Raw genomic sequence first — 15,951 nt, 5'->3', positions numbered from 1 at the left:
CCGAAAAGAAAGTGCCGCCACCGACCCTAACGGACGGATGGCGGCACGGATCCGGCTCAGGCGCGCTCGGCGACCGCGAGCCGCAGGCAGACCACCAGGCCGCGGACCGCCTCTTCCAGCTCGCCGATCTCGGGGAAGGACGGCGCGATGCGGATGGTCGCGTCGGCCGGGTCGTCGCCGTACGGGTGGGTGGCGCCGGCCGGGGTCAGCGCGACGCCCGCCTCCTTGGCCAGCCGCACGATCTCCTTGGCGGTGCCCTCGGGCGCGGTCAGCGTGATGAAGTACCCGCCGGCCGGCCGCGTCCAGCTCGCCAGGCCCGAGCCGCCCAGCTCCTCGGTCAGGATGCGGTCCACCGCGGCGAACTTCGGCGCCAGGATCTCCGCGTGCTTGCGCATGTGGGCGCGGACCCCGTCGGCGTCCTTCAGGAACAGCGCGTGCCGCAGCTGGTTCACCTTGTCCGGGCCGATCGTGCGCTTGGCGACCAGGCCGGACCACCAGGCGATGTTGGCCGCCGACGCGCCGAAGAACCCGACGCCGGCCCCGGCGAGGGTGATCTTCGAGGTGGAGCCGAAGACGAACGCGCGGTCCGCGTTGCCCGCCTCGGCGCAGAGCGCGAGCACGTCGGCCAGCACCGGCTCGTCATCGGTGAGGTGGTGCACGGCGTAGGCGTTGTCCCAGAAGATCCGGAAGTCCGGCGCCGCGGTGGCCATGCCCGCCAGCCGGCGCACGGTGTCGTCGGAGAAGGTGCTGCCGGTCGGGTTCGAGTACTTCGGCACGCACCAGATGCCCTTGATCCCGGCGTCCTCGGCGACGAGGCGCTCGACCACGTCCATGTCCGGGCCGGCCTCGGTCATCGGCACCTGGATCAGCTCGATGCCGAACCGCTGGGCGAGGTGGAAGTGCCGGTCGTAACCCGGGACCGGGCAGAGCATCGCGACCCGCGGCTCGTCGGCCCAGCGGCGCTCGCCGCCCGGCAGCACGCTGAGCAGCGACTGCACCACGGCGTCGTGCATCAGCTCGAGGCTCGAGTTGCCCACGGCGAGCAGCTGGTCCACCGGGACCTGCAACGCTTCGGCGAACACCCGGCGCAGCTCCGGCAGGCCCTTGGCGCCGCCGCCGTAGTTGCGCGTGTCCGTGCCGTCCTCGGCCTTGTACCGGCCGTTCGGCAGCGTCAGCAGGTCGGCCGAGAGGTCGAGCTGCCGGGGGGACGGCTTGCCGCGGGTGATGTCCAGGGAGAGGCCGCGGCCGACGAGCGCCGCGTAGTCACGGCGGGCGGAGTCGACGTCGACAGGAGCAGTGGTCATGGACACCACGCTAAACCGCGCGTCACTATCATTTCCGATGACCCCCTGTCCAGGGTCTAACGTGGGCACGTGCTTCTCGTGGTTCACGCCGACCAGCGTCAGTTCTCGGTGCGCGACCCCTCGGCCTGGGTGCCGGGCGAGGGCGGGTGGACCGGGGAAGCGGTGACCTCCCACCGGATCGCGGTCGAGCCGTTCTCGCTGGCCGTGGCCACCGCACGGTCCGACCTGGTCGAGGCGGCGGTCTCGGTCCACCCCGCGCGGCCCGCCGTTCCCGACGGCGCCGAGCACGTGGTCGAGGCCGATCTGGAGGTCCGCGGCGCCACCCTCACCGTCGCCGGTCCCTCGGACTACCGGAGCCAGGAGCACCACCTGCCCGTCGAGCCCGGGCGCTACCGGGTACGGGTGTCCTATGTGGAGAGTGGCCCGCCGGACGCGGAGTGGAACGACTTCGAGTACGGCGCGCACTTCCGCTACGTCCTCGACCTGTGGCCGTCCACGGACCCGGCGCCGGTCGTCGTGGTGCGCCAGGGTGCCGGGGTCTGGGACGGCTAGAGCGCGTCCAGGCCGGTGATCTTCCACTGCCCGTCGGCGCGGTGGGCGGTGACGCCGAGCTGCGCGACCGCCGATTGCGGCGCCCCACCGCCCGGGGTGATGGTCTGCTGGTCGAGGAAGAGCAGCAGCGACGCGTCGTCGCCGTGCAGTGTGCGGACGCCGATGGACCGGATCGTGGTGGTGCGGATCAGCTTCCCGGCCGCGGCGCGCTTGCCCGCGGCCGCGAACTGGGTCCGGTACTGGTCCACGGCGGCGCCGGTGAGCACGTCGGCGGCGGCGCGGGTGGTGCGTTCGAGATCGCCGTAGTCGTAGGAGAACACGGCTTTCACGCCCGCGCTGACCTGGTCGCACAGCTCGGCGGTGGCGGACTGGTCGACCAGCGCCGCGTTGTCCTCCGGCTGCAAAGCCGAAGCCTGCACGGCGAACCACACCGCACACGCGAGCGCCACCACCGCGACGGCGCCGACGATCGGCAGCGCACGGCCCTTCACGAGCGCACGGCCCTTCGCGAGCCCGCCGCGCTTCACGAGCCCACCGCCTGCACCGCGCCGACCTTCCAGGCGTCGCCGACGCGCGCGAAGTCCACCGTGAGCCGGGACTGCTTCGGCACGGGCGCCGCGCCGGCCGTGCCGACGCGGACGTCGAGCACCGCGATCAGCCGGGCCGTGCCCGCCGCCGGGTCCAGCTCCGTCACGGCGGCTTGCACGAGCGACGCCGTCGACACGGTTTTGGTGCTCGTCGCGCGGTCGATCTGCAGCTGGCGGTCGCCGGAGAGGTCGTGGCCGTACTGGCCGGTGGCGGCGCCGATCCACCGGTCGACGTCGGCCGCGCCGGTGCGGTAGTCGATGGTGTTCAGCGTGACCAGCTCGGTGCTCGCGGCGGCCAGCACCGCGTCGCGGTCACGGCCGCGGGCCAGCGAGTCGTCGTGCGCGGCCTGCCACCACGACCAGCCGAACCAGGCGGCGGCGAGCACGGCCAGCGCCGCGACCACGCCGAGCAGCCGGGCCGGCATCAGGAGCCGCCCAGCAACGCCCCGAGGCCGCCCTGCGCCGGCTTGCCCAGCTGACTCAGCAGGCCGGGCAGCTGGTTCGCGTCCGGGCTCGCGGTCTGCGCCGAGGCCTGCGGTGCCGCGGGAATGGCGGGCGGCTTGCCCGCGTACGGCGCGTTCTGCGAGCCGCGCACGCCGGTCGGGCTGCCCGGCGGCTCGGCGCAGTAGGCGTTCATGTTCACCGGCGCTTCGCTGGTGTCGTTGGCGGGGCGCTCCTTCGTGCCTTCGTAGCCCTTCGTGCACGAGGCCGGGTCGAAGAAGTTGAACACCACGCCGAGGTGGCCGGTGCCGTCCGGCGAGGTCGTCGGCGAGAACGCCCCGATCACCGGGTACGCCACGAGCAGCTCCTCGAGCGCGTCCGTGCGGGCCGAGGTGATCTGCGCCGTGGTCAGCGCGTTCGCGAACAGCACGCCGAGGTCGGTGCCCGAGGTGGCGAGCACGTCGCTGATCTGCCGGCTCAGCTGCGGCGCCTCGTCGATCACCTTGCGCAGGTCCGGGTCCGACGACTTGAGCTGCGCGGTGATCGTCTTCAGCCCGCTCGCGAACGAGGTGATGTTCGCCGCCTGCCGCTCCTGGGTGGCGAACACCGTCCGGGAATTCGCCAGCAGGCCCTGGGTCTGCGGGATGTACTGGGCCGCCGTGGCAGTCAGGGAACTCGTGCTGTCCAGCAGCTTCTGCAGCTGCGGCCCGGTGCCCGCGAACGCGTTGTAGGTCTCGTCCACGACCGTCTTCAGCGAGTCCGGGTGCACGCTCGCCACCAGGTTGTCGAGGTGGGTCAGCACGGAGTCCGGCGACGCGGGCAGCGACGTCCGGTCCTGCGTGATCACCGAGCCGTCGTGCAGGTACGGGCCGGAGTCGTGGTCCGGCAGCAGGTCCACGAACTGCTCCCCCACCGCGGACCGGTCCGCCACCTGCGCGTGCAGGTCGGCGGGGATGTCCGGGCCGCCGGAGTCGAGGTCGAGGTGGGCGTCGACGCCGTGGCCGGTCAGCGTCAGCGCCGAAACCCGGCCCACCGTCACCCCGCGGTAGGCGACCTCGGAGTTGACGAAGACCCCGCCGGAGTCGGCGAGCTGCACGGTCACCTGATAGCCCTGCGAGCCGAAGAGCCGGTCGAGCCCCGCGTAGTGCCCGCCCGCGTACACCACCGAAACCAGGGCGATCACCACGAAGGCGATGAGCTGGATGCGAGTCTTGCGGCTGGTCATCCGGCCCCACCCCCGAGCAGCGTGCCGAGCAGGCCGCCGAGGACGCCGCCCTGGTTCTTCGCCGGCGGCGCGGTGGTCGGCAACGGCAGCGGCGACGACGAGCCAGTGCCAGTGCCGGTGCCGGTGCCGGTGCCGGTGCCGAGCGGCAGCTGGACCGGCGGCTGCGAGGAGTTGGTGAAGTTCTGCACCAGCTTGTCCAGGTCGAGGTCGATGGTCGCGTCGACGTTCGCGTAGTCGCCCTTGATCGTGTTGCCCGCGTAGTCCGGGAACGGGTAGGTGAGCAGGATCTGCAACGCGTTCGGCAGGTTCTGGCCCGCCTCGCCGAGCTTCTGCAGCGTCGGCTCCAGCGCCTTGAGGTTCGCCACGAGCTGGTCGCGGCTGCGGTTCACGGTGTCCACCGCGACCCCGGAAAGCTTGTTCAACGCGTTCAGCATCCCCACCAGCTGGTCGCGCTGATCGGCCAGGATCTTGATCCCCGGAGCCAGATTGTCCAGCGCCGTGGTGAGGTTCCGGGTCTGCCCGACGAGCGTGTGCGACAGCTTGCCGAGCCCGTCGATCGCGCGCAGGATCTCGGCCTTGTGCCCGTCGAGCTGGGTCGCGAGATCGTCCACTCGGGACAGCAGCGCGCGCATCTGCGGCTCATTGCCCGACAGCGCGTCGTTCAGCTCGTGGCTGATGTTCTGGATCTGGTCGACGCCGCCGCCGTTGAGCAGCAGCGAAAGCGCGCCCAGCACCTCCTCGATCTCGGGGTTGCGGTTGGTGCGCCCGAGCGGGATCTGCGCGCCGTCGGTGAGGTGCCCGGCCGGCTTCTCCTGCGTCGGCTGGCTCAGCTCGACGAACTTCTCCCCCAGCAGGCTGGACTGCCGCAGCTCCGCGTGCGCGTTGGCAGGCAAGGAAATGTCGCCGTTCACGGTCATCGCGACGAGCGCGGCCTTCGTGTCCGGCGTGAGCGTGATGCGGTCGACGCGGCCGACGGCGACGTCGTTGACCTTCACACTCGACTGCGGCACCAGGTCGAGCACATCGGTGAACAGTGCCGTGACGTGGTACGGGTGGTCGCCGAGGTCCGGCCCGCCCGGCAGCGGCGTGGAGTACAGCCCGGAGAAGCCGCCGTCGCTGCACCCGGCGAGCACGAGCACGCCCGCGAGCACGCCGGCCAGCCGCTGCTTCACGCGCTTCACTTGCCACCGCCCGAAAGCTGCGTCAGCACATCGGTCAACGGCAGGGGCAACGGTGGCAGCTGGCCGTTCTGCAGCGAGTTCAGCACCTGCGGCACGGTCGGCAGCTTCAGCGTGCCGTCGAGCACCGGCGCGAGCTGTTTGCAGATGGTGCCGAGCGCGTCCGGGACCTGCTTCGGCGTGCCCGCGCTGATCAGCCGGCAGACGGTGAGGATCGGCGGGTTGGTGATCTCGTTGAGGTTGTCGCGCACCGCGATGGTGCCCGAGGCCGCGTCGTAGGAGTTGATGAAGTTCGTGGCGCCGGTCGGGGCGATGTCGAGCACCTCGGCGAGCGCGGCCCGCTGGTCCACCAGCACCTTGGTCAGCGACGCCAGTTTGCCCACATTGGACTCCAGGCCGGACTTGTTGTCCGCCACGAACTGCTGCACGTCGCCGAGCGAGGAGGCCAAAGAGGACAGTGCCGCCCCGACCTGGCTGGAATCGTCGGCGAGGAACCCGCTCACGTCGGCCACGCGCTGGTAGAACTCGTTGAGCTGGCTGTCGCTCTGCGCCAGCGCCGAGGTGAACGAATCCAGGTTCTGCACCGTGGCGAACAGGTCGTCCTTCGAGTCGTCCAGCGTGCCGGCGAGGTCGGCCAGCCGGCCGACGGTCGAGTTGAGGTTCGCGCCGTTGCCCTTGAGGTTCGCGGCCGCGGTGTCCAGCACGTTCGACAGGGCACCGTTCTTGTTCGCCCCGTCCGGGCCGAGCGCGGTGGACAGCTTGTCCAGGCTCGCGTACAGGTCGTCCAGCTCGACCGGCGTCGCGGTCTTGTCCCGCGCCAGCACGGTCCCGCTCGCCAGCGTCGGGCCGCTGTCGTACGACGGGGTCAGCTGCACGTACCGGTCGCTGACCAGGCTGGGCGCGACCACCACGGCGCCGACGGCCGCGGGGATCGGCACATCGCCGTCCACCCGCATGTCGACCCGGACCGCGTCGCCCGCCGGCGTCACGTCGGTGACCTCGCCGACCGGCACGCCGAGCACCCGCACCGACGAGCCGGAGTACAGCCCGACGGTTTTGCCGAAGTACGCCGAAAGCTTCGTGCCGCCGTTGTCCCGCAGCGCCAGCCACAGCCCGGCGGTGAGCAGAAGTGCCGCCACACAGCCGAAAGCCAGCCAGGTCACGAGGTCGCGCCCGTTCCGGGTCTGGATCGTCATCGTCCACCCACCCCCTGGTTCGGCGCCGCGATCGGCGGGGTGCAGCCCTCGGGGTTGATCGACAGCCCGGCGGCGGTGATCGTCGGCGGCAGCAGGCCGCACAGGTAGCCCTCGAACCAGCGCCCGTTCCCGGTCGCGTTCGCGCCGACCCGGGCGAACGGCGCCATCAGCGCCAGCCCGCGGTCGAGGTTGCCCTGGTTGCGTTGCAGCACATCGGTCACCTTCCCCAGCGCGTCCAGCGTGGGCTTGAGCTGTGTGCGGTTGTCCGCGACGAGCCCGGACAGCTGCTGCGAGATCTGCTGCGTCCCGGTGAGCAGGGTGCTGATCTGCTGACGGCGCTGCTGCAGTTCGCTCAGCAGCAGGTTGCCGTCGCCGATCACCTGCTGCAGCTGGGCGTTGCGGTCGGACAGGGTCTTGGACACCGCGCTCGTGTTGGCCAGCAGCGTGTGCAGGTCCGCGTCGCGTGAGGACACCGTCTGGGACAAGGAAGAAAGGCCCGACAGGGTGTCCTTCAGGTATTGCGGGCTGTCCTTGAGCGAATCGGACAATGCGTTGAAGCTGTCCGCGAGCTGTTTCGTGTCGATGTCGCCGACGGTGGTGGAAAGCTGGTTGAACGCGTCCTGCAGCTCGAACGGCGTGCGGGTGCGGTTCACCGGGATGGTGGCGTCCGGGTTTTGCGTGCCGCCGCCCTTCGGCACCAGTGCCAGGTACTTCTCCCCCAGCAGCGTCTTGATCTCGATCGACGCCGTGGAAGCGTCGCCGACCCGGGTGCCCTTCACCCGGAACTTCACCAGCACCTGCTTGTGCCCCAGCTCGACCGACGTCACCTGGCCGACCTTGACCCCGGCCACTTCCACCTCGTTGTCCGCGGCTAGCCCGGCGGCCTCCGCGAAGTACGCGGAGTAGGTGGTGCCGTTGCCGAACATCGGGATGCTGTCGGAGAAGTAAGTGACCGCGGTGACGAGCAGGATCAGCACCAGCGTGACCGCGCCGACCGCCGCCTGATTGCGTTGCTTCAACGGTTTCACGGACCACACCTCGCCGCGCGCTCGGTCGCCGGGAGCGGGATGACCGGCAGCGTCACGTCCAGCGACGAGATGCCGATCTTGCCCTCGATCCCGCACAGGTAGTAGTTGAACCAGCTGCCGTAGCTCAGGGTCCGGGTGAACTTCTCCAGGTTGCCCGGCAGCACCTGCAGCAGGTGGTCGAGCAGCTGGTCGGAGTCGCCGAGGTTCTTCGACAGGATGCCCAGCTGCGCGACGTCGTCCTTGACCGCCGGGCGCGCGTCCGCGAGCAGCCCGGAGGTCGCCGTGGTCAGGTCGCCCAGCGCGCCCACGGCGTCGCCGATCGGCTTGCGCTGCTCGGCCAGGCCGCTGACCAGCCGCTGGGTCTGGTCGATCAGGTCACCGAGCTGCGGGCCGCGCGCGTTCACCGTGTTCAGCACCTGGTTGAGGTTCGCGATCACCTCGCCGATCACCTTGTCCTTGCCCGCGATCGAGGAGGTGATCGACGCGGTGTGCTGCAGCAGGCTGGTGATCGTGCCGCCCTCGCCCTGGAACACCTGCACGATCTCGGCCGAGAGCTGGTTGACCTCCTTCGGGTCCAGCGCCTTGAACAAGGGCTTGAACCCGTTGAACAGCACGGTGAGATTGAGTGCGGGCTTCGTCCGCTCGGTCGGGATGACGCCGCCGTCCGGCAGCGTGCCGCCACCGCCGACGTCCGTGCCGAGCGCGAGGTACCGCTGGCCGACGAGGTTGCGGTACTTGATCGTGGCCGTCGCCAGTTCAGGCAGCTTGTACGCGGCGTCGACGGCGAAGTGCACCTCGGCGAGGTTCTGGTCCCCTTCGACCACACCGATTTCGCCGACCTGCCCGACCTTGACGCCCGAGATCCGCACGTCGTCACCCGGCTGCAGGCCGGACGCGTCGGTGAACTTCGCGGAATAGCCCGAAGCCGTGCCGAAGTTGGTGTTCGCGATGGTGGCCGCGAGGATTCCGGTGAGCAGGATGGTGACCACGGCGAAGATGCCGATCTTCACCAGCGCGGGGACGAACGACCTCATTTCAGCTCCACCTCCGCCCCCCGGTAGAGCGGCCCGACGAGCAGGCCCGCCCAGCCCGGCACCTGATCGGGCGAAGTGCCCAGCGCCGGTGAGGCGAGCAGGTTGATCAGGTTTTCCTCGTCGGTCGAGCCCACCACCGAAGGTGCGGGCGCGCCGCCGGAAGCGCCACTGCCGGACGGGATCGCGCCCGAGGTGATCTCCCCCGGCAGCGTCTCGGCGGGCACGTGCGGCGGCGGGGGCTTGCTGGAGCCGTCCTGCACCGCGCCGTCCGGCGGGTACTGCGGCCAGTGGCCGGGCTTCGGCACCTCCGGGTAACAGCGCGGGCCGCGCTTGTCGTCGTACTTCGGCTCGTCCACGCCGGGCAGGTACTTGCCGCGGCTGGCCGTGAACTCGATGGTCACGCGGCTGACCTCCGGGTGCGCCGTGCCCTTGCCGAACGCCAGCTCGGCCCGCGGCACGGACTCCGCCAGCTGGCGCAGCAGGCACGGGTACTCGGGCGCGTACTTGGCGAGCACGTCGAGCGTCGGCTGCACCGCCGTGGTGAGCCGGATCAGGTTGTCCTTGTTGACTTCCAGGAAGCTGGTGAGATCGGTCGACGCGTTCGTCACGGTGGCGTACACATCGGACAGCCCCTGCTGTTTCTCCACCACGGTGCGGCTCGTGGTGGTCAGGTCGGCCAAGGCGTTGAGCAGGTCCGGCGCCGCCTTGTCGTAGATGTCGGAGACGTCGGCGAGCCCGGAGATGTCGGCCTTGAGGTCGGGCAGCGAGGGGTTGAGCTTGCCGAGGTAGTCCGAAACCTGCGTGAGCGTCTGCCCCAGCTGCTTGCCCCGCCCGTCCAGCGCGGTCGAAACGGCGGTGAGCGTGCTCGCCAGCTTCTCCGGCTGCACCGCCTGCAGCAGCGGCATCACGTCGTTGAGCACCTGCTCCATCTCGATCGCCGTGCTGCTGCGGTCCTGCGGGATCACGTCGCCGGCCGCGATGTGCGGGCCCGGCTTGTCCGGCAGCTGGAGCGCGACGTAACGCTCGCCGAACAGCGTCTTCGGCAGCAGCCGCGCCGAGACGTTCGCCGGGATCACGTCGATCTTGTCCGGCTGCAGCGCCAGTTCCAGCTCCGCGTGGTCGCCCTTCGACTGCACCGAACGGATTTCGCCGACGAGCAGCCCGCGCACCTTCACATCGCCGCCCACGCGCAGCTGGCTGCCGACGTGGTCGGTTTCCAGCTTCACCAGCGTGACCGGGGTGAACACCTTCTGGTACAGCGCGATCGTGGTGGCGAAGAACAGCGCCGCGACGACCAGGAAGATCAGGCCCAGCAGCTGGTACCTGAGCCGTTTCACCACCTCGCGCCGCGTGCTCATCCGGAGATCCTCACCGTGGTGTTGGCGCCCCAGATCGCCAGGCTGAGGAAGAAGTCGAGGACCGAGATCAGCACGATCGACGTCCGCACCGCGCGGCCCACCGCGACGCCGACCCCCGCCGGGCCGCCTTCCGCGGTGTAGCCGTAATAACAGTGGGACAGGATCACCAGCACGCTGAACACGATCACCTTGGCGAACGACCAGAGCACGTCTTCCGGGGGCAGGAACAGCGTGAAGTAGTGGTCGTAGGTGCCGGCGGACTGGCCGTAGAGCCAGATGGTGATCTGCCGTGAGGCGAGGTACGAGGACAGCAGGCCCACCGCGTACAACGGGATCACCGCCGTGACCCCGGCCAGCACCCGCGTGGTGACCAGGTACGGCAGGCTCGGCACCGCCATCACCTCGAGCGCGTCGATCTCCTCGGAGATCCGCATCGCACCGAGCTGCGCGGTGAACCCGCAGCCGACCGTGGCCGAAAGCGCGAGCCCGGCCGAGAGCGGCGCGACCTCGCGGGTGTTGAAGTAGGCCGAAATGAAGCCGGTGAGCGCGGCGGTGCCGAGCTGGTTCAGCGCCGAATAGCCCTGCAGGCCGACGATCAGCCCGGTGAACAGCGTCATGCCGATCATCACGCCGAGCGTCCCGCCGATCACCGCGAGCCCGCCGGTGCCGAAGCAGACCTCGGTCAGCAGCCGGGTGGTCTCGCGGCCGTAGCGGCGGATCGTGCGCGGGGACCAGGCGAGCGCGCGGCCGTAGAAGGAAAGCTGGCGCCCCAGGCCCTCCAGGCTGGCGCCGGGGCGCGCGATGATCTCCAGCGTCCGGTCGGTCACCGGGATCGCTGGCGCCTTTTCGATCGGCTCGGCGGTCATCTACAGCGCCTTCGGCGGCACGATCTTGAGGTAGATCGCCGTCAGCACGACGTTGATCAGGAACAGCAGCAGGAACGTGATCACCACGGCCTGGTTCACCGCGTCGCCCACGCCCTTCGGCCCGCCCGCCGGGTTCAGCCCGCGGTAGGCGGCCACCACCCCGGCGACGAACCCGTAGAGGAACGCCTTGATCTCGCTCACCCACAGGTCCGGCACCTGGGCCAGCGCGTTGAAGCTGGCCAGGTACGCCCCGGGCGTGCCGCCCTGCAGCACCACGTTGAAGAAGTAGCCGCCGAGCACGCCGACCACGCTGACCAGTCCGTTGAGCAGCACCGCCACCACGATCGCGGCGAGCACCCGCGGGACGACGATGCGCTGGATCGGGTTGACCCCGAGCACCTCCATCGCGTCGATCTCCTCGCGGATCTTGCGAGCGCCGATGTCGGCACAGACGGCGCTGCCGCCCGCGCCGGCCACCAGCAGCGCCGTGATCAGCGGGCTCGCCTGCTGCACGATGGCGAGCGCGCTGGCCGCGCCGGTGAACGACTGCGCGCCGATCTGCGCGGTCAGCGAACCGAGCTGGAGCGCGATCACCGCGCCGAACGGAATGGCGACCAGCGCCGTCGGCAGGATCGTGACACTGGCGAAGAACCAGCACTGCTGGATCCATTCGCGAAACTGGAACGGACGCCGGAAGATCGCCCGCAGCACCTCCCAGGACAGCGTGGCGAGCCGGCCGACCTGGGTCAGCGCCGCGGTGCCCGGGAGGGTGATCGAGCCGGTCTCGCCCACCGCACCTCCCAGTAGTCAGTCCCGAGTCTTGTCCATGACCGCTGCCCGAGTTCCGTTAGCGGTGTTCACTACCTAGTCCGGATCGCCGGGATTACTCCATTCAGCCGCCTGCCGCCCGGATTCGGTCATACCTTCAACGCGTGCGTGGCGGTGGCCCCGCCGTCGGCCACGAACTCGCTGCCCGTGGAATAGGAGCTTTCGTCGCTCGCGAGGAACACGAGCAGCTTCGCGATCTCGTCCGGCCGGCCGACCCGGCCCAGCGCGACCTTCTTGCCGACCCAGGACACGTCGACGTCCGCGCCGGCCGCGTCGGAGACCATCTTGGTGTCGATCATGCCGGGGTGGACGGAGTTCACCCGGATGCCGCGCGCGCCCAGCTCCAGCGCGGCGACCTTGGTCATCCCGCGGATCGCGAACTTGCTCGCGGTGTACGCGACGAGGAACGGCATCCCGGCCAGACCCTCCACAGAGGACACATTCACGATGGAGCCGCCACCGGCCCCGGTCATGGGTTCAACGACCGAGCGCATGCCGAGAAACGCCCCGATCTGATTTACCCGGACCACGCGCTCGTAATCGGCCAGCGTGGTGCGTGCCAGCTCGGAAAAGTGCAGGACACCGGCGTTGTTGACCAGGACCGTCGGCGGCCCGAACTCGGTCTGGACCCGCTCGAGCGCCGCCGTCCAGGCATCCTCGTCGCCGACGTCGAGGTGCTGGAACACCGCGGCGTCACCGAGGTCGGCGGCGAGCTTTTCGCCCGCTTCGTCGAGCAGGTCCGCGATCACCACGCGCGCGCCCTCGGCCACGAAGGCGCGGACAGCCGCCTCGCCCTGACCGCGCGCGCCACCGGTGACCAGCGCGACCTTGCCTTCGAGCCGGCCCATCAGATCAACTCCTCATCGAGTTGCACGACTGTTCTGTGTGGCGCTCAGGGCAGAGCGAGGATTTCCGTGGCGGCGAACATCCGCTCCGGGTCGCGCTCGGCGAAGTGGGCGCCGACGCGGTCGGCCAGCTCGGCGGTGGTCCAGACCCCGTGTTCAGTGTCGAACCGCTGCTCGACCGAGGGCGGGCGCAGCAGCGCGACCATGCCGCCGTGCACCACGAACACCTGGCCGTTCACCTTCTCCGCGGCCGGCGAGGCGAGGAACGCGACGAACGGCGCGACGTGCTCCACCGACAACGGGTCGACGCCGTCACCCGGCGCGTCGCCGAACACGTCGGCCGTCATCGCCGTGCGGGCACGGGGGCAGATCGCGTTCGCGCGCACGCCGTACTTCGCCAGCCCGCGCGCGGCCGAGACGGTGAGCGCGGCGATCCCGGCCTTCGCGGCGGCGTAGTTGGGCTGGCCGGGCGAGCCGATGAGGAACGCCTCGGAGGCGGTGTTCACCAGCCGCCCGTACACCGGTCCGCCCTCGGCCTTGGACTTGTCCCGCCAATACCGAGCGGCGTGCCGGGACGACAGGAAGTGACCGCGCAGGTGCACGGAGATGACCTTGTCCCATTCTTCGTCGGTCATCGAGAAGAGCATCCGGTCGCGCAGCACGCCCGCGTTGTTGACCAGGATGTCGAGGCTGCCGAAGTGCTCCACGGCGGCGGCCAGCAGCGCGTCGGCGGTCGCGGACTCGGAGACGTCGCCCGCCACCGCGAGCGCCTTGCCGCCGCCGGCCTCGATCTCCTCGACGACGGCTTCGGCACCGCTGACGTCGTTGACCACCACGGCCGCGCCTTCACGGGCCAGTGCCAGCGCTTCCGCCCGGCCGAGTCCCGCCCCGGCACCCGTCACCACGGCTACTCTCACCGCGAGCCTCCTCGTCGAAGCCTGTTTGACCGGACCCTAGACTAGAATCTGTTCTCGTTTCTAGCAAGGCCCGATCAACCGCGTTTGAACAGGGCATTCCTGGGACAACCGGTCAACGCTTGCGAAACACGTTCTACCTGACTTTCGGGTACCGCTCCAGGAGCGATCACCAGTTCCTCGTCCTCGTCGAGGTCGAAGACCTCCGGCGCGAACCCGACACACACCGCGTTCGCCTCGCACAGCGAGCGGTCGACGCCGACCTCCATGCTTCCTCCTGATCGCCGCACCTGATACAACTAGAACAGGTTCTAGCCTACCGCCGGGGACCGGTGCCACACCACGGCTCCCGCGGCGGCCCGGAGGTGAGACATGCGGATCGACCACACCGAAGCCCAGCGGGCGCTGGCCGGCGAGCTGCGCGAGTACTTCGCGGAGCTGATGACGCCGGCCCGGCGCGAGAGCCTTTCCGCCGGCGGCGGCGAGTACGGGGATGGGTTGGCGTACAAGGAGATTGTCCGCCGGCTGGGCAAGGACGGCTGGCTCGCGCTGGGCTGGCCGCGCGAGTACGGCGGCCAGGACCGGCCCATGCTCGACCAGCTCATCTTCACCGACGAGGCGGCCGTCGCCGGGGTGCCCGTGCCGTTCCTGACGGTCAACACGATCGGCCCGACGATCATGCGGTTCGGCACCCCGGACCAGAAGGCGTTCTACCTGCCGAAGATCGCCGCCGGCGAGCTGCACTTCTCGATCGGCTACTCCGAGCCGGAGGCGGGCACGGACCTCGCGTCGCTGCGCACGCGCGCCGAACGCGACGGCGACGACTACGTGGTCACCGGGCAGAAGATGTGGACCAGCCTGATCGAGTACGCCGACTACGTCTGGCTCGCGGTGCGCACGGACCCGGACGCGCGCAAGCACAAGGGCCTGTCGATGCTGATCGTGCCGACGTCCGCGCCCGGCTTCTCCTGGACGAAGGTGCACACCGTCGCCGGGCCCGGCACGAGCGCGACCTACTACGACCGCGTGCGCGTGCCCGTCACCTCGCGGATCGCCGACGAAAACGCCGGCTGGCCGCTGATCACCAACCAGCTCAACCACGAGCGCGTCGCGCTGACCTCGGCCGCGCCCATCCGCTCGGCGCTGCACGACGTGCTGGCGTGGGCCCGGTCCGCCGTCTCCGCCGACGGCCGTCCCCTGCTGGAATCGGAATGGGTGCGGCTGCACCTGGCGCGGGTGCACGCCCACGCCGAGTACCTGAAGCTGCGCAACTGGCAGATCGCCTGGGCCGCCGCCGCGAAGGAGCTGGGGCCGGCCGAGGCGTCGGCGACGAAGGTGTTCGGCACCGAGTTCGCGATCGAGGCCTACCGGCTGCTGATGGAGGTGCTCGGCGCGGGCGCCGTCGTCCGCGAAGGCTCGCCCGGCGCGCTGCTCGCGGGCCGCATCGAGCGGCTCCACCGCTCCGCCCTGATCCTCACCTTCGGTGGCGGCACGAACGAGGTGCAGCGCGACATCGTCGCCGCGGCCGCGCTCGGCCAGCCCGTGACCCGCTAGGAGGCCCGTGATGGACTTCTCCCCCACCGAGGCGCAGCAGGACCTGGCCGCACTCACCCGGCGGATCCTCGGCGACCAGGTGACCCCGGAATCGCTGGGAGCACACGGCTCCGGCGGCTTCGACGCTCCACTGTGGACCGTACTGGCGAAGGCGGGCGTGCTCGACGCGGCCCTGCCGCAGACCGTCGGCGGAGGCGGCTTCGGGCTGCTGGAACAGTGCTCGGTGCTGACGGAGGTGGGCCGCGCCGTCGCGCCGGTGCCGTACCTCGCGTCGGTGGTCCAGGCGGCCTCCGCGCTCGCCGAGTTCGGCCCGCCGGAACTGGTCGAACGCTGGCTGGTGCCGGTGGTCCGTGGCTCCGCCGTCTTGGCTGTCGCGCTCGGCAGCGGCTTCACTGCTTCGGACGGACGCCTCAGCGGTACGCAGACAGCGGTCCCGTACGCAGCCTTCGCGGACGCGCTGCTCGTCGAAGCGTCCGGCGGCGTGTACGTCGTCGAGAAGGACGCGCCCGGCGTCTCGATCGCACCGCAGCGAACCATCGACCACGCCGATGCGGGGCTGGTGGAGCTGACCGACGCGCCCGGCCTGCCACTCGGCGACATCGCGGTGTGGCTGCGGCGTCGCCGAACCGTCGGGCTCTGCGCGCAACAGCTCGGCGTCGTGGAGCGCGCGCTGGAACTGACAGCGGCGTACACCCGTGAGCGCAAGCAGTTCGACCACGTGCTCGGCGGGTTCCAGGCCGTCCGCCAACGGCTGGCCGACGCGTACCTCGACGTCGAGGCCGTGCGGCTCACCCTGTGGCAGGCCGCCTGGCGGCTCTCGGAAGGACTGCCCGCGGACGCCGAGCTGGCCACCGCGAAGTACTGGGCCAGCGAGGCCGGCCACCGCGTCGCGCACACCGCCGTCCACCTCCACGGCGGCGTCGGCATCGACGTCGAGCACCCCCTGCACCGCTACTTCGCCGCGGCGAAACGGCTGGAGTTCACCGGCGGCGGCGCGACCGAGCACCTGCTGGCCCTCGGCACGCTGCTGGCCCGATAACG

16 protein-coding genes and 1 pseudogene are annotated in these 15,951 nt (G+C 70.5%); 3 read left to right on the top strand and 14 right to left on the bottom strand.

Annotation, left to right across the window (positions count from 1 at the left end; all coding sequences use genetic code 11):
- Positions 1–56: 56 nt before the first annotated feature.
- On the bottom strand, positions 57–1,304 hold the full coding sequence (locus tag BMY97_RS16515; RefSeq protein WP_091617725.1) for an aspartate aminotransferase type Ic: 1,248 nt from the start codon (positions 1,302–1,304) through the stop codon (positions 57–59).
- 69 nt (positions 1,305–1,373) lie between these two features.
- Here BMY97_RS16515 and BMY97_RS16510 point away from each other — a divergent pair, with 69 nt between their 5' ends.
- Entirely contained in the window at positions 1,374–1,856 is a 483-nt protein-coding gene (locus tag BMY97_RS16510) for a hypothetical protein (RefSeq protein WP_091617724.1), read from the top strand.
- Here the strand turns inward: BMY97_RS16510 and BMY97_RS16505 are convergent.
- The 13 genes and pseudogenes from BMY97_RS16505 to BMY97_RS16445 form a co-directional block, all read right to left on the bottom strand.
- Positions 1,853–2,347, bottom strand: a complete 495-nt coding sequence (locus BMY97_RS16505) for a hypothetical protein (RefSeq protein WP_425425287.1) — start codon at positions 2,345–2,347, stop codon at positions 1,853–1,855. The two genes, BMY97_RS16510 and BMY97_RS16505, sit on opposite strands and share 4 nt — an antisense overlap.
- A 32-nt stretch (positions 2,348–2,379) precedes the next feature.
- A complete protein-coding gene (locus BMY97_RS16500) occupies positions 2,380–2,868 on the bottom strand; it encodes a hypothetical protein (RefSeq protein WP_091617723.1) in 489 nt (162 codons plus the stop codon).
- Positions 2,868–4,109 (bottom strand): MCE family protein, encoded by a 1,242-nt coding sequence (locus BMY97_RS16495; RefSeq protein ID WP_091617722.1) that lies wholly within the window; start codon positions 4,107–4,109, stop codon positions 2,868–2,870. The genes BMY97_RS16500 and BMY97_RS16495 overlap by 1 nt, the downstream gene beginning before the upstream one ends.
- The gene (locus BMY97_RS16490) at positions 4,106–5,290 is read right to left on the bottom strand and encodes an MCE family protein (RefSeq protein ID WP_177231374.1); all 1,185 of its coding nucleotides are present in this window, start codon (positions 5,288–5,290) and stop codon (positions 4,106–4,108) included. Before BMY97_RS16490 ends, BMY97_RS16495 begins: the two co-directional genes overlap by 4 nt.
- Positions 5,287–6,483, bottom strand: coding sequence for an MCE family protein (locus BMY97_RS16485; RefSeq protein WP_091617721.1), 1,197 nt, complete (start codon positions 6,481–6,483; stop codon positions 5,287–5,289). The genes BMY97_RS16490 and BMY97_RS16485 overlap by 4 nt, the downstream gene beginning before the upstream one ends.
- On the bottom strand, positions 6,480–7,511 hold the full coding sequence (locus tag BMY97_RS16480; RefSeq protein ID WP_177231373.1) for an MlaD family protein: 1,032 nt from the start codon (positions 7,509–7,511) through the stop codon (positions 6,480–6,482). The genes BMY97_RS16485 and BMY97_RS16480 overlap by 4 nt, the downstream gene beginning before the upstream one ends.
- Positions 7,508–8,545 (bottom strand): MCE family protein, encoded by a 1,038-nt coding sequence (locus BMY97_RS16475; protein WP_091617719.1) that lies wholly within the window; start codon positions 8,543–8,545, stop codon positions 7,508–7,510. Before BMY97_RS16475 ends, BMY97_RS16480 begins: the two co-directional genes overlap by 4 nt.
- Entirely contained in the window at positions 8,542–9,903 is a 1,362-nt protein-coding gene (locus BMY97_RS16470) for an MCE family protein (RefSeq protein ID WP_091617718.1), read from the bottom strand. Before BMY97_RS16470 ends, BMY97_RS16475 begins: the two co-directional genes overlap by 4 nt.
- Complete coding sequence (locus BMY97_RS16465) at positions 9,900–10,769, bottom strand: MlaE family ABC transporter permease (protein WP_091617717.1); 870 nt, start codon at positions 10,767–10,769, stop codon at positions 9,900–9,902. The genes BMY97_RS16470 and BMY97_RS16465 overlap by 4 nt, the downstream gene beginning before the upstream one ends.
- Positions 10,770–11,561, bottom strand: a complete 792-nt coding sequence (locus tag BMY97_RS16460) for an MlaE family ABC transporter permease (RefSeq protein ID WP_091617716.1) — start codon at positions 11,559–11,561, stop codon at positions 10,770–10,772.
- Positions 11,562–11,686: 125 nt separating this feature from the next.
- On the bottom strand, positions 11,687–12,445 hold the full coding sequence (locus tag BMY97_RS16455; protein ID WP_091617715.1) for a glucose 1-dehydrogenase: 759 nt from the start codon (positions 12,443–12,445) through the stop codon (positions 11,687–11,689).
- Between the two features lie 44 nt (positions 12,446–12,489).
- Positions 12,490–13,383 (bottom strand): annotated as a pseudogene (locus tag BMY97_RS16450) (3-oxoacyl-ACP reductase); the annotation flags it as partial.
- Positions 13,384–13,433: 50 nt separating this feature from the next.
- On the bottom strand, positions 13,434–13,625 hold the full coding sequence (locus BMY97_RS16445; RefSeq protein WP_091617713.1) for a ferredoxin: 192 nt from the start codon (positions 13,623–13,625) through the stop codon (positions 13,434–13,436).
- A gap of 103 nt (positions 13,626–13,728) precedes the next feature.
- On the opposite strand from BMY97_RS16445, the gene BMY97_RS16440 reads away from it, so the two are divergent.
- Positions 13,729–14,910, top strand: a complete 1,182-nt coding sequence (locus BMY97_RS16440) for an acyl-CoA dehydrogenase family protein (RefSeq protein ID WP_091617712.1) — start codon at positions 13,729–13,731, stop codon at positions 14,908–14,910.
- Between the two features lie 10 nt (positions 14,911–14,920).
- The gene (locus BMY97_RS16435; protein WP_091617711.1) at positions 14,921–15,949 is read left to right on the top strand and encodes an acyl-CoA dehydrogenase family protein; all 1,029 of its coding nucleotides are present in this window, start codon (positions 14,921–14,923) and stop codon (positions 15,947–15,949) included.
- Positions 15,950–15,951: the final 2 nt, after the last annotated feature.

This window comes from Amycolatopsis saalfeldensis (genome assembly GCF_900110575.1).
In the GTDB taxonomy this organism is placed as follows: Bacteria; Actinomycetota; Actinomycetes; order Mycobacteriales; family Pseudonocardiaceae; genus Amycolatopsis; species Amycolatopsis saalfeldensis.
Note: the sequence above shows the minus strand (reverse complement) of the source record. Positions and strands in the feature narration are given on the sequence as shown.

Bases quoted from the DNA above. Each gene is read 5' to 3' on its own strand.
- BMY97_RS16515 (WP_091617725.1), bottom strand. From the start codon at position 1,304: ATGACCACTGCTCCTGTCGACGTCGACTCCGCCCGCCGTGACTACGCG.
- BMY97_RS16500 (WP_091617723.1), bottom strand. From the start codon at position 2,868: ATGCCGGCCCGGCTGCTCGGCGTGGTCGCGGCGCTGGCCGTGCTCGCC.
- BMY97_RS16495 (WP_091617722.1), bottom strand. From the start codon at position 4,109: ATGACCAGCCGCAAGACTCGCATCCAGCTCATCGCCTTCGTGGTGATC.
- BMY97_RS16485 (WP_091617721.1), bottom strand. From the start codon at position 6,483: ATGACGATCCAGACCCGGAACGGGCGCGACCTCGTGACCTGGCTGGCT.
- BMY97_RS16475 (WP_091617719.1), bottom strand. From the start codon at position 8,545: ATGAGGTCGTTCGTCCCCGCGCTGGTGAAGATCGGCATCTTCGCCGTG.
- BMY97_RS16470 (WP_091617718.1), bottom strand. From the start codon at position 9,903: ATGAGCACGCGGCGCGAGGTGGTGAAACGGCTCAGGTACCAGCTGCTG.
- BMY97_RS16465 (WP_091617717.1), bottom strand. From the start codon at position 10,769: ATGACCGCCGAGCCGATCGAAAAGGCGCCAGCGATCCCGGTGACCGAC.
- BMY97_RS16455 (WP_091617715.1), bottom strand. From the start codon at position 12,445: ATGGGCCGGCTCGAAGGCAAGGTCGCGCTGGTCACCGGTGGCGCGCGC.
- BMY97_RS16445 (WP_091617713.1), bottom strand. From the start codon at position 13,625: ATGGAGGTCGGCGTCGACCGCTCGCTGTGCGAGGCGAACGCGGTGTGT.
- BMY97_RS16440 (WP_091617712.1), top strand. From the start codon at position 13,729: ATGCGGATCGACCACACCGAAGCCCAGCGGGCGCTGGCCGGCGAGCTG.
- BMY97_RS16435 (WP_091617711.1), top strand. From the start codon at position 14,921: ATGGACTTCTCCCCCACCGAGGCGCAGCAGGACCTGGCCGCACTCACC.